Origin of the sequence: Sphingomonas sp. Leaf17, from assembly GCF_001421505.1 — a bacterium.
In the GTDB taxonomy this organism is placed as follows: domain Bacteria; phylum Pseudomonadota; class Alphaproteobacteria; order Sphingomonadales; family Sphingomonadaceae; genus Sphingomonas.
On record NZ_LMKL01000009.1, the window covers coordinates 1 to 24,047 of the forward strand.

Sequence of the window (24,047 nt, forward strand, 5' to 3'; positions counted from 1 at the left end):
TGGCGCCGCGTCGCTACCCGCTACGATCGATGCCCGACCGTCTTCTTTTCCGCTATCGCGCTCGCCGCCACCGTCATCTTCTGGCTCTGATCAATGAGTCGTGACCCTAGTAAATCCACCACCCGCCCATGTGCCTGGTCTGCGGGCGGACAATTTGGGAGCCGCCCCGCGGTCGCTTTGTGACGCAGTCCGCGTCGGCTCCCCAGAAGTGACGCGCCTTGCCGGGCTTTGTGATTTCGCTCGGGGTGGGCGCGCCGGCTGATCCCACGATCCGGTCGCGCCACCACCGCCCCCCTTAACGCCACCACCGCCGGAGAGCCCATCGCCGCCCCAATCACCATAATTGCGTCCAGCACCGACGAACGTGAAACGCCCGGTTTCAGGATCATGCCATGGATTGAACTTCAGTTCGATCCCATCAGGTCCTCTTACCGAGGGCAACCTGCCGGTCCGCAACCATATTGAAAAGGCGCGTCGTCGTTCGTTTTCTGATATGTCGATCATGCCGCCCCGCTGCTCTAAGCGGTGAGAACATCTGAGCAACATTTTCCAACATGTCAAGTCGAAGCTCGGCTGGCACCGTGCTCGACACCTCGCTGAGGTGCCCACCTTAGTCCTCGATGAAGTACATTCTCACGAGAATGGTGCCCGGAAGAGGCATCTAACTAGTTATTCGCCAATGTTCGTCATCGTTCGGCAAGCCCTTGGCGTTCCCGATTGATTCACGTTGGGCGTTCCGCAATTGTTCGTTGACGTTCGCCATTAGTCGCGCGATTAATGGTGAGCGGAATGGGGAGCGAATGAATGGCTGAGGCGAGGCATGAGGCGAAGGCGGACAGGCGTAAGCGCTTCGGCCCCTTCGTGCCTGCGACCGTGAAGACGGCCCCGCCCGGAACTCATCTCGACAACGACGGCCTCTACCTGCTTGTCAGCCCCACCGGCGCGCGGTCGTGGTTCCTTAGAGTGCAGGTAGAGGGCAAGCGTCGCGACATAGGCCTCGGTGCTGCCGACACCCGCAACTTGGCTGACAGGCCCGGCGAACCAATTCCTATCCCAATCATGCAGCGCAAGCAGCTGACCCTAAAGGAAGCGCGCGAGAAGGCGCGTCTGCTCCGGGAAGCAGCCAAAGCCGGCCTCGACCCTGTTGCCGAGCGGGACCGGGAGCGGATCAAACTCCCGACGTTCAGCGAAGCGGCAAAGGCGACCCATGCCGCACTCCAGTCCGGATGGAAGGGTCGTGGTGCGGATACGTTCATTAACTCGCTCGAAAACCACGTCATCCCATTGCTGGGCAACAAGCGGGTGAGCGACATCACCGCCGCCGATGTAACCGCCGCGCTCGAACCAATATGGACGACGAAGCCCGACATGGCCCGCAAAGTTCGCCAGCGGATCGGCAAGGTGCTGAACTTTGCACATGCTAAGGGCTGGCGCGCCACCGAAGCACCTGGACGATCAGTCTCGGTCGGCCTTGTCCGCCAGCCCGCAGGCGCGAACTACAGGGCCATGCCCTACGCCGACGTGCCGACCCTCGTGGCGGAATTGCAGGGCAAGCCGCCGACGATCGGGCGGCGGGCATTGCTGTTCCAGATTCTGACGGCGGCCCGCCCCGGGGAAGTTCGCAACGCGCGGTGGGGCCAGATGGACTTAGCGAAGCAAGATTGGAAGCGGCCGGCGGCGATGATGAAGATGGGTAAAGAGCACACCATCACCTTGAGCAGCGCAGCCGTGCGGCTGCTGGAGCAAGTTAAAGGCGGCGGCACGCCAAAAGCTGAAGACTTGGTGTTCACGGCTCAACGCGGTGGGACGATCTCCGACATGACGATGACGAAGGCGTTGCGGGCGGCGGGGCATCCCTATGACGTGCATGGCTTCCGCAGTTCGTTTCGAACTTGGGCTGCGGAGAAGATGCCGACCATACCCGAGCCGGTTGCGGAGAAGGCGCTCGCTCACTTCGTGCCGGACGCGGTTGAACGCGCGTACCAGCGGGCCGAGTTCGTCGAGATGCGGCGGACGCTGCTCGATGCGTGGGGTCGGTCATTGTTTTCTGAATTAGGTGCTGAGAGCAATGGCTGATGAAGCAATCACCGCTGCCGAGCTTATAGCCACGGCCGCTACGGCGATCGCTCGGCGGCAACAGGTTCGGCCAACTCCAACCGCCACCCTGGATGCCGACTTGCGTCGTCTCATATCAAAGTTTGGCCCCGACATAGTGAGGTCCACAGCAATCGCACTGACTCGTAAAAAGCCTGGGCGAAAGGAGGAACGAGATCTGCCGCTTCTTAGTCATGTGTTCAAACAGGACGCGCTTGATTGGTTGGATGGCAAACAGTTTGACAAGATCCGTTCGAACTACGCGATCGCAGTGGCATTTGCGGCAGCGCACCCTGGTCATAACGCTGCAGCCACCCAACGCCGCATAATGGACAAGCTGGCAAAAAAGCGGGCCTCGTTTCTTCCGTACTCGGCTTTCGAAGTTATTTCGCACGAACGGCCATTTGCTGAATACTTCAGCGCTATCGAACGAATAAGTTCGGTCTCGACTGCGAGGTTTAGCGCGATACTGGCGAACGATGCCGATCTGTGCCGTGGCAAACTGCAGCGTTACCGTGAAAAGATTGGAGAGCCGGCAACCAACCTCACGATCCATCAGATCGAGGAGCGGCTGGACAGCTATGTCTCACCTCAGCAGGATCCAGGATCGATCCTCGAAGGTCTGCGTATCCTTAGTGAGAAATATCCGTTCTATTGATTCATGCGAAAATCTCAAAATAATTGTTCATCTTCAACCTCTTGTTGAATTAGCTCAATCCGTTGTTTCCCGCTGGTGACCGCCCGCGCACTTTGGAGGCAACGACATGGACGAGCCGTTCTTTTCCATCACCCAGGCCCGCGCCGAACTCGGCAACATTGGCCGCACCCTCACCTACGATCTGGTAGCACGAGGCGATCTTGAGCTAGTCAAGCTGGGCCGAAAGAGTCTGATCACCGGCCGCTCGATCAACCGGCTCAAGAGCAAGTTGCTCGAGCAGATCGCGGCATAATCGGCGATGCTCAACACTATGGGCGACGCTGCCCCTAAAATGCGAAAAGGCCGCACCTGCACAGTGCGGCCCTCCACGAATTTCATCGGTCTTGACGATCAACCGAATACCACTGACGCCCTTCGCCTGCAACGACTTCGTTTGATCGGCATCGTCGGGGCAAGCGCGGAACTGCTTGCTCGTTTGGCGTGGGGGGAGGCTGCATGACTTCCCTTCACAGATTCCCCGGCGTTGTTGTCCGAGCAATCGTCATCGAGCAATTGAACCCCGACCAGTGGCACGCCACGGTCCAGGGTAACGACGTGCCGTACGGATCGTTGGAAGCCTTAGATACGGGCGTAGGTTCGTTTGCCTCCGCCGCATCGCGCGCCGTCGATATTGCAGATTTGACCGGGTTGCCGGTCATGGTCGCACGGCACAACTGTGCGACAGAGCCGCTAGCAAACTTTGAGCCTGCGCGCGCATTCTGGCATCAGCGGTTCTGCGGCCGATCGGACCTCGACCATATCCTGTATGGGTCGTACCGGGGAGACCCAGCATGACCGGGCGTGTGTACCCAGCCGCCGAATGGTTTCGCGCTCGCGCAGCAAGAGCACGCGCCGGCAAAGCACCACGCCTCGCTGTCATCCGCATCATCCTGTTGCGGCAGAGGGCGGACGGTCGCTGGGGAGTCATGCTCTACGAACGGCGATACGGGAAATGGAGCAAGCCGGAGTGGCTCTGCCCCATGACATCCTATGGCGAGGCTCGGGCCGCAACGATGGAGGCGTGGCACAAGTATCGACTGCCTATCGCCTGGGCCGACCGCAATGACGCACTGCTTCACCCTTTCCGCTTCGGCGATAGCGAACCCCGCGAGGCGATCGTATGACCAGCCACAACGACAGGGCGGCCTTTGCGGTTGTCACCCAGCAGATCCGCGACCGCTTCCCCATTTCCGGCGTAGCGACCAAGGCGGGCGTAAAGCTCGTGCGCGCCGGTCGGGAGTGGAAAGGCTGCTGCCCATTCCACCCAGACAAGTCGCCGTCGCTGACGATCTATGCCGACGACCGCCGGTTTCAGTGCTTCGGCTGTGGCGCGCAAGGTGACGTAATCGACTTCGTCATGCGCACCTACAACGTGAAGATGCGCGAAGCGATCGGCATGCTGGACGGTGGCGCGTTGCGTGAACTGGAACAGCAGCGCCCCCCAGCGAAGCCCAAAACTGATATGCGGCATGTTGCGCAACACATTGTGGGCGGGTCTGTGCCGATCGAGGGGACGCCGGCCGCGATCTACCTTAGGTCGCGCGGCATCACGATCGACTTGCCGCACACCCTGCGGTTCGCTCGCCTCGCGCCCCCCAAGATCGAGGGCAACGGGGTGCTGGCGGCGAACGGCCCCGGGCTGTTGCCCGCGCTGCTCGCGATCGTCACCAATCCAGCGGGTGAACTTGTGGGACTGCAGCGCACCTATCTGACGGAGGATGGGCGCAAGGCGGCGGTGAAGGCGACCGACACCGATCGCAAACCGAAAGTGAAGTATAGTCTCGGCAGTGTAATCGGCGGCGCGATCCAGATCGGACCCCCGTCCGCCAGCATGCTGGTAACCGAGGGACTTGAGGACGGTTTGACGCTCGCTCAGGCGTTGGGTCGATCGGTGTGGGTTGCAGCTGGCACATCGATGATGCCACAGATGACCTTCGCCCCCGTGACGCGTGCAATTGTGATCGGCGCGGACGGCGACGAGGCTGGGGGAGTAGCTGCGACCAAGGCGGCTGAAGCCTTCAGCAAGGCGGGCTTGGCCACGCGGATCATGCGTCCGGGGCCAGGGTATAAGGACTTTAACGCCGAATTGATGGAGATCCGGTCGTGAATGCGACTGCGCTCCAGACGCGCTATGACAATGCCCGGCCGATCGGCCCTAAGCCGCGGCGGCAGGTTGTAATTGAGGCATCCCCGTTTCGTTGGCCGGATAACAGGACACTGCCACGTCGTCCTTGGGTCTGGGGCCGCTGGCTCCTTCTAAATACCGTAACCGCGATCGTCGCCCCTGGTGGCGTCGGTAAATCGTCGTTCGTGGCGTCGATGCTGTTGTCTCTGGCCACCGGACGGCAAGACTTACTCGGCCAGATCGTTTGGGCCGGTGCTAAACGTGTTTGGTATTGGAACCTTGAGGACGATCTCGCCGAATTGGAAATGCAGCTCGTCGCCGCCGCAATGTATCACGGCGTAGGTCAGGAGGCTTGCGGAGATCGCCTGTTCCTAGACAGTGGACCCGAAGGCAACGGCCTCTGTATCGCCCTCGATACGCAGGAGGGGACCATCATCGAGCCAGTGGTCGAGGCGCTGGTCGCCGAGCTAATCCGACGCAAGATCGACGTCTTAGTTGTGGATCCATTCGTCAGCTCGCACGGCGTTTCCGAAAACGACAATGGTGCCATCGACAGGGTCGTGAAGGCATGGGGCCGTATCGCCAAGCGGGCTGGCTGCTCGGTCGTTCTGGTCCACCACACCAAGAAACTCGGCGGCGATAAGGTGACGGCAGAGGCTTCACGTGGCGCTAGCTCGCTGGTGTCGGCGGCTCGCGTCACGCTCGTTCTCAACCGCATGGACAAGGACGAGGCGAAGCACTTCGGCATCGCCAAAGACCGCGAGCGCAAGCGGCTGTTCACGGTGCAGGACGACAAGGCCAACCGTGCGCCAGCAGAGGACGCTGAGTGGTTCCGCTTGGCGTCGCAAGACGTCGAGAACTCGACTGGTCCAGACGATCCCTACGGTAACGAGGGTGACAGCGTCGGCGTTGTCACCCGCTGGATCCCACCTGACCCCTTCGAGGGCATCTCAACGGATCACTTGCTGCGCGTCCAGCGCCAGATTGCTGACGGCTCGTGGAAAGAGAGCGTGCTCGCCAAGGACTGGGCCGGGCTTGCTGTTGCCAACGCGCTGGGTCTCGACGCCGGCAAGGGTGCAGACAACGATCGCGCTCGCATCAGCCAGTTGCTGCGTACCTGGATCGCCAACGGGGCACTCGTTGTGGTGTCCCGGCGCGACCCGGTGAAGCGTGAAAACAAACCCTATGTCGAGGTTGGCCAATGGGCTGATCAGGCCGCCGCCCCAGTACGTAGAACTGGGGCGGGGCAAGCCGGGGCAAGCGGTGCATCAGAAGCGCCCCGCCCCAGTTGCCCCCCTATGGGGCAACGGGGTGGGGCGGGTAATGCAGACGAGGAAAGTGAACTGGGGCGCTACCCCGCAGGCAACCCTGCTTTGCGGCCCATCCTCGCGCCCGGTGAGACAGGCCGCGAACCAATCTCAGGATACGAGGACTACGAATGACCGAGCCGCGAAACGACCGCGAATATACGCGAGGCAAGCCTTTCGAGGCTGGCAACCCTGGCAAGCCGAAGGGAGCGCGCAGCCGGGCAACGGTCGCTGCCGAGGCGTTGTTGAATGGCGAGGCCGAAAAGCTAACCCGCACGGCCATCGACAAGGCGTTAGAGGGCGACAGTGTCGCACTTCGCCTTTGCCTCGAACGGCTGGTGCCGCCCCGCAAGGACTCGCCCATCACGATCGACCTGCCCCCAATTACAACGGCCGGCGACGTCGTGAGCGCATCCGCCGCAGTTCTGACCGCGGTGGGCGCAGGTGAGATCAGCCCGGACGAGGCAGGCCGCGTCATGGCATTGCTGACCGCGCACAAGAACATCGTCGAGACCGGCGATCTGGAACGCCGCATCGCGGCATTGGAGGTAAAATGATGACCCGTTCTTTGGACCCCCGCGTGCGACGCCTGGAAGAACGCAACGGCGACCATGACCAGCGACGCCAGCAGGCGGAAGACGATGCGGCAGTGTTCAGGAATCGTCTCGATACGATTGCCGCCGGCTATGTCGACGCCGACAGAACACCGGATCCGGCCGCACAGGCAAAGTGGTCGCCTGCAATGCACCTCGCCTGGGCGATGAGGTTTGCGCCTGAACGCGCTGGATCGATCCTCACGGAGTATCGTGCATGACGACGACCGCACTCGAACGACGGCTCGGCGTACTAGAGCAAGCGAAGGCGGCCGGTGCGCAGATACCCCTCCATATCCAGCGATGGCTTGGCGCGGACCTGACCAAGGATCAGAACCGGGAGGCAGACCGCCAAGCCGAAACGGCATGCTCAGGGCCGCCTTTCGACCAATCGACCTTCGCCCCTGAAATGCGAAACTGGCTCATCGAACGTGGAGCGGAAGTATGACGATCAACAACCTGATCCGGCGGACTGAGCGGCTCGAGATTGAAGCACCCGAACAGGGGGATAAGGTGCGCGTGCTGTTCAGGAACAGTGGCGATCCGGATCCGGTTGCCGATCCGCCCCTGCTTCCGAACGAGCGGGCGATCATCGTCACTTTCGTCCGGCCGTCGCCGGTGACGCGGCTGTAGCGGCGGGATTTTGGAAGCCAAGCAGGTTGCCTAGTCCTGCTCGAACGTGCTTTCGCCATCTGCATATCGCTGGCGCGCATCTTCGACCCTCTCGTCTGCTGCCTCTTCGAAAGCCCGGCAACCCGCATCGAATGATGCTGAATCTCCGGAACCACGGCTATTGCCGTCTTTCGCCCATTGCCAACCGGCGTCGTGGCCAGAGCAGTCATCAGTGCAATCACCAGAGCCCTGCGCGCCCTCGTAAGTCTCATCCGACAGATAGCTCTGAGCAGCTTGCTTTGCCCTGTCATCATCGAAGTCCGACCGTATGGGGTTCGCCTCCGCAACAATCGCATCGTAGGATGTTGGGGCGGGTGCATCGCCGGTAATTGTCGCCTGGGTTTCTGCGTCCTGCGCTTCAGGAGAGGGGCTGGAGCAAGAATATATTGCAGCCGCGATTACTGCCAAGGTGATAAATCCACCGCATCCGCCGCAACCTTCCGACATCGGTTGCTCCTGTTCGAAATACGTTGGCGACACCCCAATGCTTGGTAAAATCTTTATTTCCCCGCACTGGCGATCTTACATCAATAAGCGTTGCAGACATCTTCGTGCTAGAGTAGAATATCCGTTATCGGCAGTTTGTCGTCCTGCGCCGGGGACACCATCTCCTAATTGGAGGGTGTGCCGTGGCGTCTACTAGCATCATCGAGAATACGAAGTTTATGGCCCTCGAACGCTCGGAGCGTTTTTGATGGGCCTCTTCACCGAATTTACTGCCGCCCGTGCTGCCGCCAAGCAAGTCGAGGACCGCCGCGAAGCCTTGGCCGATCGTCTTACTGTCCGCTGGCTCGCCACTGCTATCGCAGCGCGCACCGACGTTCCCTGCGACGACATCATCCAAATGCTGATCGGCATCGCCTCAGAGGGCGGCCCGGATCTTCGCACAGCCAAAAGCATGGCGTGCGCATCCCTTATTCTTGGCGTTCCGGGCAACCCGATCACGCCCACGCACCATTAAGGAGAGCAAAATGGGCCTTTTTTCAGCAATCGCAGGCATCTTCTCAGGCGGCGCGCAGAAGAAGGCCAGCCAGCAGGCGATGCAGGCGCAGACGGCGGCCTACAATCGCGGCATCGACCTTCAGCAGCAGCAGTATGACACCACCCGCGCGGACTATATGCCGTACACGCAGGCGGGCGTCGGCGCGCTGGGGCAGTACGGCAATCTGCTGGGGGCGAATGGATCGCCGGCACAGCTCACCGCGATCGAGGGTCTGAAAGCCACGCCTTTTTATCAGCAGTCGCTGGACGACGCGAATGAGAACCTCCTCCAGACCGCATCGGCATCGGGCGGCGTCCGGGGCGGGAACACGGCGGGCGCGATCGGGCAGATCTCGCCAGCCATCCTCGCGCAATATTACCAGCAGGCGCTCTCCGGCTATGGCAATCTCGCGCAGCTTGGGCTTGGCGCGACCGGGTCCGTGGCTGGTGCCGGGTTGGCGAACGCGAACGCGCAGACGCAGCTTCAGGGGCAGATTGGCAACGCACAGGCGTCCAATTTTCTGACCAAGGGCGGGATCAACGCGGCGACGATCAACAACATCGGCGGGTTTCTGGATCAGGCCGCGTCGTCGTTCCTGCCGGCTGGCTTCGGAGGCATATCGGCGGGCGGTACGGCCAGAACGCAGGGTGCAGCACAGAGCCTGATCGGCTCGATGCCGGCCATTTTCTGATGGGCTTGGACGACTACGCACAGGCGCTGGCGGCAGCGCAGCGGCTGGTCCCGAATATGCGCGACCTTCGCCAGCAGGACGCGCAAACGGCGATCCTCGAAGCGCAACCCGCGCTGATTGCGGCCCAGGAGCAGCGCCAGCAGGGGTTGGCGCGGTCGCAAGCCCAAGAGGCCGCCTATCAGAGCCAGCGGCGGGCGGCGTTCCAAGGTGCTGTATCTTCGCTTGGGACCAAGCCGGACGCAGACAAGCTCTATCAGGTCGGAGTGCAATTTCCCGAATTTGCAGAGCATATCAACGAGGCGGCCAAGGCGGTTCGCTTCGATCAGCGATCGGCGATGGTTCGCCAGTGGGCACCCGTGCAGGCGCTTATCCAGAACGGCAATCTGAAAGGCGCGATCAGCCAGTTGGACCGCGCCACTACGGCAGCACAGGCCGCTGGTTTGCCCGACGACGAGCATACAGCGGAACTGCGCGAGATGCTGGCATCTGGCGACCCAACGCAGGCCAAAACGGCTAGCGCGATCCTGTACGGGCTTATTTCAGCGGTGAACCCGGACACGGCTGCGGCGAACATCGGCAAGCGTATGGATTCGAATACGCACGTCGTGTCGCAGGGCGGCGCGCTGGTCGATGACACAGGGAAAGAGCTTTACCGTGCGGCACCGGCTGAGGCGAACGCCTTGGAGGTTCCGGTCTATGATGACCAAGGCCGACGCCTGGGTACGCAACTGGTTCCGAACGGCGGGCGTGGTGGTGTCAGTTCGTCGGACGCTTCTGCGGCTGGTCCGCGCGGCGACGTCAGCCGTCTCATCAACTCGGACGCCGGCGGCGGTTACGTGCCGGACAGCGTTCAGAACCTTGGTCAATTCGTCGCGTTCAGCAGGAACCTAAATCGGCGTGGGGCTAAGTCGGGTTCTGCCGGCACGTACCAGATCAACGGCACGACAATGGCCGAGTTCGCGCCAACGGTTTTGGGTCGCGACTGGCAGCGTGCGCCTTTCAACGCGACTACGCAGGAGAAAGTCGGCGAGGCGATTTTCAACTGGGCCAAGCGCCAGTCTAATCCTGCGGCGGCTTTGCGCGGGCGATGGGTTTCGCTCAGCCCCCGGGAAGCGGCGCAAGCCGTCGCGGGAAACTGGCAGCAGGCGCGGGGCGTGATCGCGGCCGGTGAGACTGGCGGCGCACCCGGTGCGAGCGCGTCGGCCGGCGCGGGTGAATCCAGCTATATCGGACCGGTGACAAGCCCCGGAACGGGCGGCGATCCGATGCTGACCGGCGATGCCTATCTGGCGAGTGTGCCGGCGCATGAGCGCGCGAAGATCAAGGCGATTGCTGAAGGTCGGGTTGCCGCCCCGCGCCCAGGTACGCGGTTTGGTGAGGCGATACTGAGCAAGGTAGCGCAGTACGATCCGACGTTCGACGCCGCCAATGCGCAGTCCCGCCTGAAAACTCGTGTCGACTTCACATCGGGTCGCTCGGCCCAGGCCGTCAACGCGCTGAACACAGCTATGGGTCACCTTCTGCACCTCGACACGCAGGCGCAGGGACTTGGCAATTTTAGCACCCTGCCGGGCATCATCAACCCCGCATACAACGCGGCCCGCCAGGTAGGCGGCAACACCAAGTTGCCGGCATTCCAGCAGACGAAACAGGCCGCATCTTCTGAAATGCGTAAGGTGTTCGCGGGTTCGGCCGGCGGCAACCTCACGGAGCTTCAGGAGTGGCAGGAATCGCTGGATAGCTCGCAGTCTTATGAGCAGCTTCACGCGGCCATCAGGAACGGCGTGCAGTTGATGGGTTCGCGCCTGAACGCGCTTCAGGACCAATACCAGACGGGCATGGGGCGGAGCGATCAGCCAGTGCAGCTAATCAAGCCCGGTGTTCGCGCCGCAACACGCAAGCGATTTGGCGTCGATCTAGGCGGGGGTGGGCCTGCCCCCGGTCCGGCTCCAAGCCCTGCGTCGAACAGCTTCCGCATTCTGAAGGTGCGCCCGAAATGACCAGTCCGCAGACGATGGTTTATACGGTCGAATACAACGGCCAGATTTACGACATCGAGGGGCCGGCGGGAGCCAAGCCCGAGGAGCTTCAGGCGTTTCTCGGGCAGTCAGCCGGCCCACCGCCAGATCCCGCAGCAACCGATGGGCTTGATAAGGCCGAGCCAATCCCGGCCGGGGGCGATGGCGAAGTCCAGTTCAATGACGATCCCGGCAGGGTCCTCACCCGCATGTCGCCGCAGGACGAGGATGCCTTTGTCCGACTTCAGCAGACCGGCACCGCTGAACAGATGCTGGTATTTTTGCATCAGCGGGGCCTGGCGAGCGACGCAACCGAGCTGAGCCGGTTCGTCGCTGCTCGCGACAAGGGGGAACGCTTCAACTATGGTGTGTCGTACGGTCGCGATCGTGCTCCCGATCAGGGGGCAGGCGCTGCATTTCTGAACGGTGCCAGCCAGGGCGCTTTCCTCGGCACGAGTGACGAATTGCATGGCCTCGTAAACGGGGTTAGTTCAGCGCTTCGCGGTGAGGGCTTTTCCGACGCCTACAACCGGACGGTTGATATAGACCGGGCGCAGCTCGGGGCGGACGAGGAAAACCACTGGCTTGCGTCGCTTTCTGGTAATCTCGTTGGTGGTCTTGCTCTCCCCTTGGGTCTTGAGCGTGCTGGCTTCACTCAGTCGACGCGCGCTATCGGCATCGCGGCGCGAGATGCAGCTTTGGCGGACGGTCTTTCGGCTACAGCCGCAGATAAAATCGCGGCTAGAGCGGTCGCAAAGAGACTCGCGGCAGAAGGCGCAGCTTATGGCGGCGCTTACGGCGCGGGGACGTCGGAAGGTGGACCCGGCCAACGACTGCTAGGCACGGGGGTCGGCGCTGCGGGGGGCGCTGTTGCTGGCGGCATCGTATTTCCGGCGTTGACCCGCGCTGCTGGCGGTGTGCGTCGGGGAGTGAATGCTACGGCGGGTTGGCTGTCGCGCGCGGTTGGCAGCGTCACGGAAAACGGCGCAAAGAACCGGGCGGGCGATCTGTTGCGGACTGCGACACTTCGCCCGATCGACGATGTGCTGGCCGACATTGCGGCTCGCGATGCCCAGGTAAGCGGCGCTCAGCCTACATTGGCGGAAGTGGCCAACGACCCGGGCCTAGCTGGTTTTCAGCGTGGTTTTGCCAACACCGATCCCCGCGCGGGGGCTGTTGTCGGGGAACGCAATGCAAACAACGCTTTGGCCCGTACGCGCTACGCATCAGATGCGCTTGGCGACGGCTCGCCGCAGGCGGTACAGGATTATGCCGCCCGCCAAGTTGCCGTTGGCGAGGCTGAAACCGCAGCTCAGCAAACTGCTAGACAGACCGCAGCGAATACCCGACTTGCGGATGGCCGAACCCAGGCGCAAGCTTCCCGATCCGAGGCGGAACAGGCAGCAATTGGCGGACAGAATTCCATCGGCCCGCTTGTTGACCGAACTGCGACGGGGGCTGCGCAGCGCGAGGCGTTCGAGGGGGCGTATGATGCGGCCAAGCGGCGGTCGCGCACCGCGTACGCCGCGCCCGCTTTGCAAGACCCACAGCCGATCGAGATCCCTGCCAGCGTGTTCGCAGGGGACATGCGGGCTGCGATGGCCGACCACTATGGCGACGGCGGCGGTGAAATTCCGGAAATAGTCCGTTCAATCATAGACGATGCTGCCGCCCCCGGCGCTACGACACGGACGCTCACGAACATCGACCGCCGCCTCGCCGACTTTGCAGGCAAATCAACGATGGCGGGCAGTCGGTCGGATGCGGCATTTGCGACGCGGTTGCGTGGGATTCTGGCGAACTTCGCCGATCAGGCCGCCCCTCAGGAATATCGTGCTGCGCTCCGGAACGCAAAAGCGGTTCGCGCCGAGCAGGGTCGCGTTTTCGAGACGGGCGACGCACCAAGGACCTTCGCACGGGATCGATACGGCAATCCGACCGTAGGAGACACGACGGTTCCGACCCGTATCGTTCGGCCGGGTGCGCCTGGCGGCGACACAGTGGACGGGCTGATCGCTGCGATTGGACCAGACGCTGCGGAAACCGCTGTGCGGCAGGAATTGCGCCGCGCGGTCGAGGAGGCTGGCCTTCAGACTGAAGCGCAGGCCCGTTCGCTAGCGACCCGGTTCGGTGAAGTCGCGAAGCGGTTTCCCGGCGTGGAGTCCGATCTTGCGGCCGTACAATCGAATGCACGACGGCTCGATGCTGCAAAGGCGGCTGAGGCCCGCGCCGCGCGAGCGTCGTTCACGCCGGAGGAAAACGCTTCAATCAAAGAGCGATCGGCATTCCATGATGTTGTCCTGGATTCGCCCCTCGGCAATGTTGCCGACGCAGCGGTTGACCCCTCGTCGTTCGTTGCTGGCCTGCTCCGTCGTTCCGACGATGGACGGCGGCTTCGTTACCTTGCCCAACAGATCGGCGATAACCCCGACGCGCTCGGGGGGATGCGCCGCGCCCTTGGCGACTATATCGAGACGGCCGGCGCGGGACCTAGTTTCACGCAGGCGGGAGAGCGTGTGCCGTCGATCACCAAAACGCGGCAGGCTATAACGGCGGTTGTCAAACGTTCGGGCAACGCTCTTACGAATCAACAAAAGGCCGTGTTGAGCACTATTGCGCGCGAGCTGACCAGCGCGAACTTCGCCGTGACGGCCGGTCGCCCCAGCGGCTCCGATACTGCGATGAACCGATCGTTGGCGCGGATGATCAACGCGGTTCCTGCTGGCGTCCACGGGGCGCCGGTCAAGACGATCCTGTCGAAGGTGGTTTCAGCCATGTCGAACGAGGACCACGTAAAGCAGCTTCTGACGCAAGCGATCCTGGAGCCTGACTTTGCGGCTGTTCTTCTGAAGCGCCCGACCGCGCGCAACATGCTCGACGTTCAGCGTCGGTACGCGGGCCGCAAGGGGACGATATTTGCCGGGCAGGCCACCACCGCTAGTTCTGAGCAATATCGGACAGGTACGAGGTGACGTTCAGCATAGTGGCGCTGATTACAGCTTTGGAGGCGGACGGTACGTCCGGATAACGCCAAAGGGTCTTCGCGGAAATTTATGCTCGCCCGTTTTGCCACCAAGGCGCGGAGAGTTCCGGTGAACGTTATCTGCTCGAATCCAGTCATTTACTGCCATGCTTATTCACATGCTACCCCGTCCCCGTCGCGATCGAGGCGACGGGAATACCCCGCCTGCCCCTCCCGTATCGGGGCAGCACCCGCCGCTCGCACTGCGGAGCAGTTGGCATAGGAGCCGCCGCCGCCGGAACCGAATAGGCTGCGCACTGGTGCTGCTGACCTCGGTGCCGTCGATTGACCCGTGCCACCGTGGCAATGGTACCCACCGTTCTTTCGGTCGTTGTGGCAGCCTGCGGCGTTAAGACCTCCACCGTGGGCATAGAGTCGATCAGGTGGAGCGGCGGCGGTGCCGAGGGCGATGGCTATCCACACAGCACCAAATCTCATCATCCGCTCCAACTGCACATGAACTGCGCCCGATCCAACAGACCGGACCCACGGGGTTACTTGATCGGCATCGCGCCGGGCGTGCCGCACTTTGCGAATTTGCCGTTAGCGCTCTTGCACCGGACAGGCTTATCAGCCGCCTTGGGGGGGCATTTGGTGAACTTGCCCTTCGCGTCTTTGCACGGCGCAGCCAGGGCGGGCGGGCCCACGAACAGGGATAGCGACGCGACGGCGAATAGCATCTTACGCATTTGGCGGCCTCCAGCTCAGGAATTGAGCGCAAGACTTTTGCGCGCCGTATTGGCGAAGCACAACCTGCTTTGAAACGGCTCTTCGCGGGGCCGAACGAGGCTATCGCGCTACACTCCGTAGCGCTTATTCCCGCCGCTGGTGATGCAGTAGCGCCCTCCGCGCGGACCTATGCATACTTGGCCGCCTGAACAGGGGCAACCGCTGCTGTCGTAACTTCCACCACCCCGGTCATACGACCGCCGGGCACGTGTCGTTGAGTGTGATCGGCTCAACGCGCGCAGCCGCCGTTTTTTTGCGGAGTGCACTTGAGTGCCATACGCCGCGCCAACGCCTGCTGCGGTAACAGCGGTGCCGGTCAGGCCCATGGCGCGCGATCGAGGCGCATCAGCGGTTGTCAGCGCGGCGGACACCCAGCAGCTAGCGCCGGCCGCCTCTACCTTAGTCCAGCCATCGCGGCTCTCGATCTGAGTGACAGGCGTATTCGGGCTAAGAAGCTGCGCGACCGGTGCAGTAACGCGACCATCGTTTCTGCAATTAGCAGCCTTGCCACCGATCCAGATGGTTGGTGAAACAGATGAGAGCGAAGAAGGCGTAGGGGTTGGACTCGTCACCGTTTTATCCGTGCACATACCCACCGCCGCCAACAATCCGATGATGCCGATAAGACAGCCGGCATTATTACTTGCCCGATTAGCCATTGTGATTCCCCCTGGCCTTTATGGGCCACTGCTTGACTAAGCGTCGATGGTCGCATGCAAACGATGTCGATCGGTTCGCAATATTGCCAAATGCCAAAAGCTCGAAGTACGATCAGGAATGACAAGCGAACACGAGCGTTGGGCCGAAGCGCTGGCGATCAGTCGGCGATACGGGGGCGACGCGAAACAGCACATCGCAGAACGCATGACGAACCTTGTCAAAGCTGGTGACTTGGCCGGAATCGCTCGTTGGCGAGAGATCGCAGCCCGGTATGACCTTTTGTTTTCCGGCACTCTGCAATGACGCGATCAGCCAACAAGCTGGCTGCCAACTGACGAGCGCGCGTCGTTACCATGGCCAACCTGCCACCGTGGCTTCGCACCTATCTCGTGCTTCGGAAAGGCCCTTCAAGCACTCGATCATTCGCATGCGCGTCGGGTTAGCCAACGTCATGCACGACCGTCGTTTGTCGGCCGGATCAGCCGAACGGACGATATATCCCAGCGACTCTAGCTTACCGATCCATCGCATCGCCGTCGAAGTCGGCACCGCCGCCGCAATGCAAAGGCTCGATACCCCAACGGAGATTTGGTCGGCATCTGCCACGAACAGGTCGAGCAGCATGTCCCAACAGGGATCAGCGAATAGGCCCGGCGCGAAAAGCTGCTCTCTCCGACGCCGCTGCTTCAGGATGCCGCGGGCGAGGATGACGCATCGTCTATAGGCTTCGTCTTTGCGGGCGGTGCCGTCCGCCGGCCATGCGCACTCCACCGCGCCGCGTTCACCGTGCCAATCAATATCGCCGCCCACATCGGATACGCCCACATGCCCTGCGCGATCAGATACGCGCGCGGCACGATCTGCGGACTTAGGAAGCTCGCCAGATGCGTAGCGACCGCGATCGAATGAAATGCTGTAGCCCATAATGGCCAAAACCTGTCAGTCCGAAGCGCCAGCGCTGTGAACGCGACTAGTATCAGCACATCGATGCCGAAGATCGTCGATTGCACAGCGCTTAGCCGGCCGCTGACTGGAATGTTGACCACCGCTATTAGCGACGCGAGCGAGCCGAGCATCAACAGCACGGCTCCACGTTTTTCATCTCGACCGCCGCGCCAGAACGCGAAGGCCATGACGCCAAGGGCGACTATCCAGTACACGATCGGCAGGAGCTTCTGTAAAAACATGGGGATGATCGGAGCGGCACATGCCGCCCCGGTCAAGCGACTTTAAGCGGCCAAGTCCTGGTCCACGGTCGGCATTGCCCCCAACGGCTTTTCATAGCCGCCACCGACCGCGACGGTGCGCAGGCCCATCTCGGTCTTAACATGGTCCAGCTGCCGATGCGCATCGACAAGACACCCGCGAGCCTCAACGATCAGGCGAAACGCCTGCATCGTACTGGCTAGCGCATCCTGCCCGACCACCGCGGACATACGCGCGGTCAGGCGCGCGACCGGCAAAGCGGCACCCAATTGCGCTGCGGCCGCTACCGCTTCGTCGAAAGCCTTTTCGGCCGCATGCAAATGAGAAACGACGGTGTTCATCGCCCGGATACGGTCTGATCGCATAGTGTATTGCTCCACGACGCATGACGTCGCGGCCCCTGTCTCGGAATTGGCCCATGCGGTTAGATGAGCCGGCTTAGGGCCTCGAGACCACTCACGAGGATGCCGAACCCAATCGCCACACCGACGGTCAGAATGCCGATCCACATGAGACGCTGCGCTGGTGAGAGCGTATTCGTCGCAAAGCGATCGGTGGGAACTGGCATGCCGGACAATGGGGTCTGCGCCATCCTGCCGTCATACCGGCTTTCCGCCGTCAGGCCCCCTCCATCCTCGACGATCGGTGCATCGGGCATTGCCGGTGACGGGGGCACCAACGGCGGGGGTACTGGCCTGCCCTGCTCGCCGAACACAGATCGTGCCGCTTCCTTGCGGCTGGACAGGCCGAGCCGCTGCAGCGCGTTTTTGACGTGCATGTCGACCGTCTCAGGCGACAGGCCAAGCTCGCGCGCAATTTCCTTCGTTTCATACCCGCGATGCACCCAATGCAGGCACTCGCGCTGACGTTCAGTCAGCCTGATTGCGGTGTCCACGGATCAACGCGTCCTTCTGCCATTTTGGACGGACTATACCCGGAGCATTTGTCCACGCCAGACGGTCAGTATGATCAGATGACAGGACTGGGAATGATTCGCGCTAGCGCTGTTCGCCGCACTAACCCGGGTCAAACCCCGGATGGTTGTGGCCCGATGTCATATGTGCTGATCTATCAGCAGGAGGCGGCATTCGATGAACACCGAAGACGACGCGAAACGTATGACCGATGCCGAGTTGCTCCAAGCCTTCGAGCAAACGACGGGCAGGGGTTCGGACGCCGAAGTCCTGCTGGCGGAAATCCAACGCCGCAAGCTCGATATTTAATGGCGCGCGATTGGCCACACCCGCTTGATCCGCCACCTTCGCGAGCCTCCCGTAATTGGTTGCGTGTTGAGATACTGCTCATTGCCACCGCGATCTTCCTGACGGTGTTGGGCTTTGTGTAACCGTGCCCGCAATGCGGATGAGCCAGAAACCTTGCTCGAGCGATTTGGTAGCGATTGGCTGGCCGAGAAGCCGATGGACAATCGGTTTGACCCGAAAGAACTGCGCCCGTTCGGTCGGGCCTATGTCGTGCGGAACGAGGGTGATCGCCGCGGTCTGGACGTGATGGAGTGGGACGTCCTGGCAGGCCAAGCGAAGCAGGCCGGGCGCAAGGTGGCGCAAACCAACGTCCGTACGCTTCACCTGCCTCAATGGCGTTCGCTCGTCAGCGATCCGGCAAACCGGTGCCTGATCCCGCTGACCGAGTTCTGCGAATGGGCCCGTCAGCCGACCGACCTTGGCGACGGAAAGAAGCCGCTAAAGGGTGAAATGTGGTTCGCGGTCACCGACCAGCCTGTTTTTGCCGTCGCCGGGTTCTGGCGGACTGTCGGCGACCAACGTTATTTCGCGATGGTGACGTGCGACGCCAACGACTTGGTTGCGCCGATCCATCCCAAAGCGATGATCACTATTTTGTGCCCGGACGATCACGATCGCTGGCTTACGGGCGGGTATGACGACGTGCTCGCGTTACAGCGGCCCTACCCGTCGGACTTGATGACGGTGCGCGGTCCGGTCTTCCCAACGCGACGCGCCGGGTAGGCCGAATCCGCCTGAAACGAGGGAGCCATGCGTGAACGGCACGGCTCCTTGAGGATCATTTAGCGGGAGGCGTTGTCGGCGCGACAGGCACGGCCATCGGCGCAGCGCCGACGACAAAAGCCAGCGTCACATCCTCGTCGATAAACCCTGCGACCGGTGCCCCAACTGGAATCTGTGCGCTCGTGCCTGAGATGAAGAATCCGGCCACAGGCAAGACGGCGATAGCACCCACGACACCGGCCGTCCCGGTCGTGCCCTTGTCGTCGAGCTGACCGGACAAACGGATGCTGCGATCACCAACACGAACGTAAAGCAAACGCGCGCCGATCCGCCCCGACTTGCCCCACATCCCCTTGTTGCGCACGTCGGTTATTTCGCCGACCGCTGTCGAGCCGGCGGGAATAACAATCCGGCCATCAACGCTGACCGGTGCCGCCACCTCCAGATTGAAGCGCTGTCCGACGCGCAGCAATTTGCCCTTGGTCGTTAGGCCCTCTGCCATTTTCAGCGGTACGGACGTTCCACTGCGCAAGACAGCGACCGACGAAGATGTCATCGGGGAAGTAGGCAGAGCGCTTGTCGACAAAGGTGCCGTCTGTGTCGGTAGCAACGCGGTAGTCTGTCCATGAGCCTGGCTCGCGATCAGAACCAGCGCGGACGCAACTGCGCAAAGCATCGTTTTCATATTATCCCCCCTCTATCCAGCCGCCCCCGGCCGGTAGATGCAAAGAGGTGTCAAATGCCCCGAGCGGTCAATCCTAAATCCGAGCCAGCTTAAACGGTCGCCCGTCTTTTACGTACAATCATTCGCTCGATTCCCAGTTCGTCGATGCGACGTTTGTCGCCGATCGGCGTTTGGAACGGCGGATCAAGGAGACACCGATGTCTGACGAAATTGCCATCAATGCACGCCGACGCGAAATTGCGAGCGAACACCTGCTGTTCAAGATGATGGAATATACCGAGGCTAAGCACCCTGGGCTGCTGGATTTCATGGAACAGAGCCTGGATCACGTCGGCGATCCCGCCAATGACGAGACGAAGGACGACCAAGCCGTTCGCGACATCGCGTCACGCATGATCGCCGGTGCCCGCAAGCAAGGCATGAGCTAAGCCCGCACGGTCGGAACCTCCGCAATGCTGGTCGTCCACGCCGGCGACCGCATTTCCGACCGCATCTTCCACTCGCGCTTGAACCCCTGCGACGCCGTCACCGCCGTCCAGGTACCGAACCTTCCGTTGATCGCGTCGAGCGCGCTCATGAGTCGATCGCGCTTGCCCGTGTCATCCTCGAACAGCGTGAGCGGCCGCTTTTTCTCCGGCAGCAGATCGTCGAGCATAATGCCGGCCTTCGTGTAGGCATAGCCATCGCGCCAGGCCTTCTCCGCACCACGCCGCGCGGCCGCGATCAACTCAAGGCTGTCGCTTGTCATCGGGTGAAGCGTCACCATACGCGATGCGCTGTATTGGGGGCGATCGGGCTTGTGCTTGTTCGTATGGAAGAACGCAGTCAGCCGGGCTGCGACCAGCCCGTGCGATCGTAGCTTCTCCCCAGCCCGCAATGCGTATTGCGAAAGCGCGCCCATCATCTGCTCGAAGTCGCATACCGGCGTCCCAAACGACCGCGTGACCGCCATGCCCTTCCGCCGCGGTTCGACCGCCTCGACCGCATTGGACGGCACGCCGCGCAGCTCGGCAACCAATCGCTCCAATACGACGGTCCCGATACCCCGCGCCTGCTTCATCGGAATATCCCGCAAGGCGGCGGCGGTATGGATTCCCAGGTCGCCCAGCTTCCGTGCGGTCGCGCCACCGACACCCCACACGTCGCCAACCGCGAACGTGTGCATGACGTCCCGGCGTGTTGCCTCGTCGCGCAGGTCCGCGACCCCGCCGAACCGGACGTCCTTCTTCGCCGCGGCGTTTGCCAGCTTCGCAAGCGTCTTCGTTTCGGCAATGCCCACGCAGGTCGGGATAGTCGTCCACTGCTGAACCTGAGTACGCATCGCATGGGCGTGGGCGACAAGATCGCGCCCCTCAAAGCCCGCCAGGTCGAGGAACGTCTCATCGATCGAGTATATCTCAACGTCTCGGGCAAACGGTTCGCAGGCTGCCAGAACCCGGCGCTGCATGTCGCCATACAGGGCATAGTTCGACGACCGGACTTGGATGCCGTGCTGTCGAACCTTGTCGCGCAGGTGGTGGATTGGATCGCCCATTTTTATGCCAAGCGCCTTAGCCTCGGCGGATCTAGCGATCGCACAGCCGTCATTGTTGGACAGGACAATGACCGGCACACCGACGAGGCTGGCGTCGAACGCGCGCTCACACGATACGTAGTAATTGTTGCAGTCGATAAGGGCGATTGGCGTGCTCATGCCATCTTGCGGGCGACGCCAACGACCACGCCCCAGATTTCGACATGCTCGTCGACCAGAATGTCGGCGAAACCTTCGGCTTCCGGCACGAGCCAATGACGGCCATCGACAAAGCGCAGGCGCTTCAATGTCCGGTCGCCATGCACCAGCGCTACGACGATGGCCCCCGCCCGCGGCTTCTTGGCGCGGTTGACGACAATCAGATCGCCATCGTTGATCCCGGCCCCGGACATAGACTGCCCGTCGACACGCATGATGTAGCTTGCGGCGGGGTGCTCGACGAGCCACGCGCCCAGATCGATCGGCTCCTGCATGTCATCCTGCGCCGGCGACGGAAACCCGGCAGGCGTATCGCACAGGAAGAACGGCACCTCGTGGGAGGCCAGTTCGAACGGGACGTCGTGTAGAGTCAGCTCAGGCGTCACGGCCTTGGGTGTCGGCCGAAACAGCTTTAGCGTTCCCACCTACAGGATCGCGGCAAGCAGGAGCTGTTCGTTTCGGGCTGCCAGCACCGCTCGGGCGTCCTGAGCCGCACCAACCGCCTGCCTATAATGCACTGTGCCGAACCGTTCTGCCTGATCGAAGCTGACGGGTGCCCATTCTTCGGTTGGATACACGTTCTCGTAGATGGCGCGGGCAGCCGCGCGCAATTGCAGATCGTGATCCATCGCATCCTCCAACCGTGTCGAATCACCGCGAGGCGGCGTGGTCCATAGCTAGGCCCATCGTTCGATGATTCGCAAGAACATTGCAGGAACATCCGAACGATGCGATGCAGGCCAGGATGATTCGAAGGACCGCTACATGACCCAAGACGACGACGAGCAGATCCCGGCAATGCCGTTCGGCCGATGGTTGCTGACGCAGCGCGACAGAGGCGATTGGGTTGACGGGATCGCGGATGCGGCTCGTGCTGACCGGACTTTCCCCAAGGATGGCGACCCCGAGGCGGTGCGCGGCCACCTTCGCAAACAGCAGGCCGATGGCGATGCGTTCGCGGCGATCGACGATGCCGAGAGCGACTGGATGGCGGCCTGAAGAATGCTGATCGCCACGTTGATTGCTGCCGCCGCCCTGCCGTCCTTCACGTGCGACGTCGTCCGCGTCCATGACGGCGATGGACCGCTGTGGTGCCGATCGGGACAGCGAATCCGTGTCGCTGGGATCCAGGCTCCGGATTTCGAGAGCGCCGAACCGTGCCGCCGACCTGATGCCCGGCGCGCGAATTACACCTGCGATGACCGGGCCGCCGAGCGAGCGCGGCGCATTATGTCCGGCCTGACGCTCGGCAAGCGTTTGTCCTGCCAGCCGACCGGCAAGAGCTACAGCCGCATCGTTGCACGCTGCACGTTACCGGACGGGCGGTCGTTGTCCTGTGCCGCAATCGCGGCGGGTGCTGCGGTGCGCTGGGAACGGTACTGGCGGCAGTATGGAATGGGTGAATGCCGGTGAGCTTTGATTGCTATAGCAATCCTGCAACACGCGCCTTCTGCAAAGCCGCCTCCTCGCCATCGATGAGGCTCTTGGCCAGCCAAACCGTCTTCCTTTCACGACGCTCGGCAATGTACTCGACTGCTCGCCCCTCCTGAGTTGCCGCAAGAAATTCCGGCGTTGCCGACCATCCGCGCCCGCTGGCGATCTCACCCTCCAAGGCTGCGGCGAGAGATTGCTGGTTGTAATCGTCCACGGCGTGGCCACCTGGCCAATAGATCGCCATGAACTACGAATCGTGGTCCGCGATGTGCCTCGCCCATTCCGCCGCGCGTTCGCTGTCGATCTGCAAAGCAGACTTGGCGTCGTCTTCCTGTGCATCTTCTGCCGGTGAAGGCGGCGGAGCGACAGAAGCCTCCAACAAAATAGCGGACGCTTCAGCATCAACTATCACGGCCTCGCCCGGAGCGGTGTCATCCTGATCCGGCGCATCGTCGTTCGCCACGCTTGTAGCGGCGACGACTTCCAGGTCGAACCGGTAATAGACGGGATCGCTGTGCTTGACTGATGGCGGCGCTATTCCCGGCCGCGATCGTGTCACAGTGTGCCCGCCGCTCGGCATAATCAACTCGCGGCCCGCATAGAGGCCGAAGACCCCCGGAAGCGGTGAATTGACATCGCCTCCGTCGCGATCTGATGCATCCCACAGGATCAGGTCGGACAGGACGCCGATCGTCTCAGGTTTCAGCAGATCCAGCATCGCGGGTGTTACGCCGTGATCGTACAACTGTGCGAACAGGCGACGAACCTGGGGATGGTACTTCGTTGCGACCCGCTTCTGTTCCTCCTCGTCATGACGCTCCCATACGGACTTGGTTTCATCCCGGCGTTCACGCGCGATCATCAGCGACGCGGCCAGCGTGAGCATCTGCGGTCCCACCTCCTCCCACTCGGCGCGGAGCGAGGCGTATTCCTGCTGCGCCCGTTCCGCTGACTTGGGGAGCGGACTGGTGTGCCCCTCCGGATGCTTCAACGCCGTCCCGAGGTAAGACTGCGCGTATCGGTCGCTGCCCCGCTGGCGTTCCCACTCGGCGCGTTGCGCCCCGACCGCCGCGATAACTCCAGACACCTTGTTCATCACGGCATTCACATATTTGTCGAGCATAAGACCTCCTCGTTTACGAAGCTCGACAGGGCTTTTAGGAGGGCGAGTCCTCTGCGCGTCAATTCCTGTTGGCGTTGCTCGTCCCAGAACGAGACGAGCAGGGACAGGAGGCTTGCCGGCCATCAGCGTCACCGCTGAAACGGCGATGGCCTGGGCCGCACCTGCGCCCCGCAAAAAGAACTGAAAGAAGTAGGCGCAATACCGCTAATCCGGGCGGGGCCTCAGATTAGCTGCGCTGAACGAGATGGTGATCTCGTTCACAGTGAAGGGGTTCCGATGCGAAAGGCGCAGC

Annotated in this window: 31 protein-coding genes and 1 pseudogene; 20 read left to right on the plus strand and 12 right to left on the minus strand. The window is 62.1% G+C overall.

Going from position 1 to position 24,047, the window contains the following annotated elements; genetic code table 11:
• From ASE75_RS15615 to ASE75_RS13830, 10 genes and pseudogenes are all read left to right on the plus strand, one after another.
• Positions 1-90 (plus strand): annotated as a pseudogene (locus tag ASE75_RS15615) (IS5 family transposase); the annotation flags it as partial.
• Between the two features lie 714 nt (positions 91-804).
• Complete coding sequence (locus tag ASE75_RS13795) at positions 805-2,076, plus strand: tyrosine-type recombinase/integrase (protein ID WP_055934606.1); 1,272 nt, start codon at positions 805-807, stop codon at positions 2,074-2,076.
• The gene (locus tag ASE75_RS13800; protein WP_156340506.1) at positions 2,069-2,752 is read left to right on the plus strand and encodes a hypothetical protein; all 684 of its coding nucleotides are present in this window, start codon (positions 2,069-2,071) and stop codon (positions 2,750-2,752) included. The genes ASE75_RS13795 and ASE75_RS13800 overlap by 8 nt, the downstream gene beginning before the upstream one ends.
• Before the next feature lie 106 nt (positions 2,753-2,858).
• Positions 2,859-3,044 (plus strand): hypothetical protein, encoded by a 186-nt coding sequence (locus tag ASE75_RS13805; RefSeq protein WP_055934610.1) that lies wholly within the window; start codon positions 2,859-2,861, stop codon positions 3,042-3,044.
• An 867-nt stretch (positions 3,045-3,911) separates the two neighbouring features.
• Positions 3,912-4,898 carry a CHC2 zinc finger domain-containing protein gene (locus tag ASE75_RS13815; RefSeq protein ID WP_082464000.1) on the plus strand — a complete coding sequence of 329 codons (987 nt, stop codon included), beginning with the start codon at positions 3,912-3,914 and terminating at the stop codon, positions 4,896-4,898.
• Complete coding sequence (locus tag ASE75_RS13820) at positions 4,895-6,358, plus strand: AAA family ATPase (protein WP_162233745.1); 1,464 nt, start codon at positions 4,895-4,897, stop codon at positions 6,356-6,358. Before ASE75_RS13815 ends, ASE75_RS13820 begins: the two co-directional genes overlap by 4 nt.
• Positions 6,355-6,780 (plus strand): hypothetical protein, encoded by a 426-nt coding sequence (locus tag ASE75_RS13825; RefSeq protein ID WP_055934616.1) that lies wholly within the window; start codon positions 6,355-6,357, stop codon positions 6,778-6,780. Before ASE75_RS13820 ends, ASE75_RS13825 begins: the two co-directional genes overlap by 4 nt.
• Positions 6,780-7,037 carry a hypothetical protein gene (locus ASE75_RS15620; protein ID WP_162233746.1) on the plus strand — a complete coding sequence of 86 codons (258 nt, stop codon included), beginning with the start codon at positions 6,780-6,782 and terminating at the stop codon, positions 7,035-7,037. Before ASE75_RS13825 ends, ASE75_RS15620 begins: the two co-directional genes overlap by 1 nt.
• Positions 7,034-7,264: a hypothetical protein gene (locus ASE75_RS15625; protein ID WP_156340510.1), complete on the plus strand. Its 231-nt coding sequence runs from the start codon at positions 7,034-7,036 to the stop codon at positions 7,262-7,264. The genes ASE75_RS15620 and ASE75_RS15625 overlap by 4 nt, the downstream gene beginning before the upstream one ends.
• Positions 7,261-7,449, plus strand: coding sequence for a hypothetical protein (locus ASE75_RS13830; RefSeq protein WP_055934619.1), 189 nt, complete (start codon positions 7,261-7,263; stop codon positions 7,447-7,449). The genes ASE75_RS15625 and ASE75_RS13830 overlap by 4 nt, the downstream gene beginning before the upstream one ends.
• 30 nt (positions 7,450-7,479) lie before the next feature.
• On the opposite strand, the gene ASE75_RS15630 is transcribed toward ASE75_RS13830, so the two are convergent.
• Complete coding sequence (locus ASE75_RS15630; RefSeq protein WP_156340512.1) at positions 7,480-7,896, minus strand: hypothetical protein; 417 nt, start codon at positions 7,894-7,896, stop codon at positions 7,480-7,482.
• Between the two features lie 286 nt (positions 7,897-8,182).
• On the opposite strand from ASE75_RS15630, the gene ASE75_RS13835 reads away from it, so the two are divergent.
• Genes ASE75_RS13835 through ASE75_RS13850 form a run of 4 tightly spaced genes read left to right on the plus strand, consistent with a single transcriptional unit; the run spans position 8,183 to position 14,151 of the window.
• A complete protein-coding gene (locus ASE75_RS13835) occupies positions 8,183-8,449 on the plus strand; it encodes a hypothetical protein (protein WP_055934621.1) in 267 nt (88 codons plus the stop codon).
• A 10-nt stretch (positions 8,450-8,459) separates the two neighbouring features.
• A complete protein-coding gene (locus tag ASE75_RS13840) occupies positions 8,460-9,161 on the plus strand; it encodes a hypothetical protein (protein ID WP_055934623.1) in 702 nt (233 codons plus the stop codon).
• Complete coding sequence (locus ASE75_RS13845) at positions 9,161-11,161, plus strand: hypothetical protein (RefSeq protein WP_055934625.1); 2,001 nt, start codon at positions 9,161-9,163, stop codon at positions 11,159-11,161. Before ASE75_RS13840 ends, ASE75_RS13845 begins: the two co-directional genes overlap by 1 nt.
• Positions 11,158-14,151: a hypothetical protein gene (locus ASE75_RS13850; RefSeq protein ID WP_055934628.1), complete on the plus strand. Its 2,994-nt coding sequence runs from the start codon at positions 11,158-11,160 to the stop codon at positions 14,149-14,151. The genes ASE75_RS13845 and ASE75_RS13850 overlap by 4 nt, the downstream gene beginning before the upstream one ends.
• A gap of 161 nt (positions 14,152-14,312) precedes the next feature.
• Here the strand turns inward: ASE75_RS13850 and ASE75_RS15240 are convergent, their stop codons facing one another.
• Complete coding sequence (locus ASE75_RS15240) at positions 14,313-14,642, minus strand: excalibur calcium-binding domain-containing protein (RefSeq protein WP_200922375.1); 330 nt, start codon at positions 14,640-14,642, stop codon at positions 14,313-14,315.
• A gap of 1,065 nt (positions 14,643-15,707) precedes the next feature.
• On the opposite strand from ASE75_RS15240, the gene ASE75_RS16155 reads away from it, so the two are divergent.
• The gene (locus ASE75_RS16155; protein WP_055934632.1) at positions 15,708-15,893 is read left to right on the plus strand and encodes a DUF6961 family protein; all 186 of its coding nucleotides are present in this window, start codon (positions 15,708-15,710) and stop codon (positions 15,891-15,893) included.
• A 45-nt stretch (positions 15,894-15,938) separates the two neighbouring features.
• Here the strand turns inward: ASE75_RS16155 and ASE75_RS15640 are convergent, their stop codons facing one another.
• The 4 genes from ASE75_RS15640 to ASE75_RS13875 all read right to left on the minus strand — a co-directional run bounded on the left by ASE75_RS15640 (position 15,939) and on the right by ASE75_RS13875 (position 17,691).
• On the minus strand, positions 15,939-16,214 hold the full coding sequence (locus ASE75_RS15640) for a hypothetical protein (RefSeq protein WP_156340518.1): 276 nt from the start codon (positions 16,212-16,214) through the stop codon (positions 15,939-15,941).
• A 62-nt stretch (positions 16,215-16,276) separates the two neighbouring features.
• Entirely contained in the window at positions 16,277-16,777 is a 501-nt protein-coding gene (locus ASE75_RS13865; protein WP_055934634.1) for a hypothetical protein, read from the minus strand.
• A 42-nt stretch (positions 16,778-16,819) separates the two neighbouring features.
• Complete coding sequence (locus tag ASE75_RS13870; RefSeq protein ID WP_055934636.1) at positions 16,820-17,137, minus strand: hypothetical protein; 318 nt, start codon at positions 17,135-17,137, stop codon at positions 16,820-16,822.
• 83 nt (positions 17,138-17,220) lie between these two features.
• Entirely contained in the window at positions 17,221-17,691 is a 471-nt protein-coding gene (locus tag ASE75_RS13875) for a helix-turn-helix domain-containing protein (protein ID WP_055934638.1), read from the minus strand.
• Between the two features lie 196 nt (positions 17,692-17,887).
• Here ASE75_RS13875 and ASE75_RS16080 point away from each other — a divergent pair, with 196 nt between their 5' ends.
• Positions 17,888-18,019, plus strand: coding sequence for a hypothetical protein (locus ASE75_RS16080; protein WP_268796052.1), 132 nt, complete (start codon positions 17,888-17,890; stop codon positions 18,017-18,019).
• A 114-nt stretch (positions 18,020-18,133) separates the two neighbouring features.
• Positions 18,134-18,781: an SOS response-associated peptidase family protein gene (locus ASE75_RS13880; RefSeq protein ID WP_055934640.1), complete on the plus strand. Its 648-nt coding sequence runs from the start codon at positions 18,134-18,136 to the stop codon at positions 18,779-18,781.
• A 55-nt stretch (positions 18,782-18,836) separates the two neighbouring features.
• On the opposite strand, the gene ASE75_RS13885 is transcribed toward ASE75_RS13880, so the two are convergent.
• On the minus strand, positions 18,837-19,466 hold the full coding sequence (locus tag ASE75_RS13885) for a hypothetical protein (protein ID WP_055934642.1): 630 nt from the start codon (positions 19,464-19,466) through the stop codon (positions 18,837-18,839).
• Between the two features lie 197 nt (positions 19,467-19,663).
• Between ASE75_RS13885 and ASE75_RS13890 the strand changes: the two genes are divergently transcribed.
• Positions 19,664-19,894 carry a hypothetical protein gene (locus tag ASE75_RS13890; RefSeq protein WP_055934864.1) on the plus strand — a complete coding sequence of 77 codons (231 nt, stop codon included), beginning with the start codon at positions 19,664-19,666 and terminating at the stop codon, positions 19,892-19,894.
• Here ASE75_RS13890 and ASE75_RS13895 read toward each other — a convergent pair.
• The 3 genes from ASE75_RS13895 to ASE75_RS13905 are packed head-to-tail and all read right to left on the minus strand — an operon-like array spanning position 19,891 to position 21,827.
• Positions 19,891-21,159 (minus strand): Y-family DNA polymerase, encoded by a 1,269-nt coding sequence (locus tag ASE75_RS13895; protein WP_055934644.1) that lies wholly within the window; start codon positions 21,157-21,159, stop codon positions 19,891-19,893. The genes ASE75_RS13890 and ASE75_RS13895 overlap by 4 nt on opposite strands.
• A complete protein-coding gene (locus ASE75_RS13900) occupies positions 21,156-21,623 on the minus strand; it encodes a LexA family protein (protein WP_055934646.1) in 468 nt (155 codons plus the stop codon). The genes ASE75_RS13895 and ASE75_RS13900 overlap by 4 nt, the downstream gene beginning before the upstream one ends.
• Positions 21,624-21,827 (minus strand): hypothetical protein, encoded by a 204-nt coding sequence (locus tag ASE75_RS13905; RefSeq protein WP_055934648.1) that lies wholly within the window; start codon positions 21,825-21,827, stop codon positions 21,624-21,626.
• A gap of 64 nt (positions 21,828-21,891) precedes the next feature.
• Here ASE75_RS13905 and ASE75_RS13910 point away from each other — a divergent pair, with 64 nt between their 5' ends.
• Both ASE75_RS13910 and ASE75_RS15250 read left to right on the plus strand, forming a co-directional pair.
• The gene (locus ASE75_RS13910) at positions 21,892-22,197 is read left to right on the plus strand and encodes a hypothetical protein (RefSeq protein WP_235512794.1); all 306 of its coding nucleotides are present in this window, start codon (positions 21,892-21,894) and stop codon (positions 22,195-22,197) included.
• 3 nt (positions 22,198-22,200) lie between these two features.
• Positions 22,201-22,611 carry a thermonuclease family protein gene (locus ASE75_RS15250; protein WP_082464002.1) on the plus strand — a complete coding sequence of 137 codons (411 nt, stop codon included), beginning with the start codon at positions 22,201-22,203 and terminating at the stop codon, positions 22,609-22,611.
• Between the two features lie 10 nt (positions 22,612-22,621).
• On the opposite strand, the gene ASE75_RS13915 is transcribed toward ASE75_RS15250, so the two are convergent.
• Entirely contained in the window at positions 22,622-22,876 is a 255-nt protein-coding gene (locus ASE75_RS13915) for a hypothetical protein (RefSeq protein WP_055934650.1), read from the minus strand.
• A 3-nt stretch (positions 22,877-22,879) separates the two neighbouring features.
• On the minus strand, positions 22,880-23,755 hold the full coding sequence (locus ASE75_RS13920; protein ID WP_055934652.1) for a hypothetical protein: 876 nt from the start codon (positions 23,753-23,755) through the stop codon (positions 22,880-22,882).
• Positions 23,756-24,047: the final 292 nt, after the last annotated feature.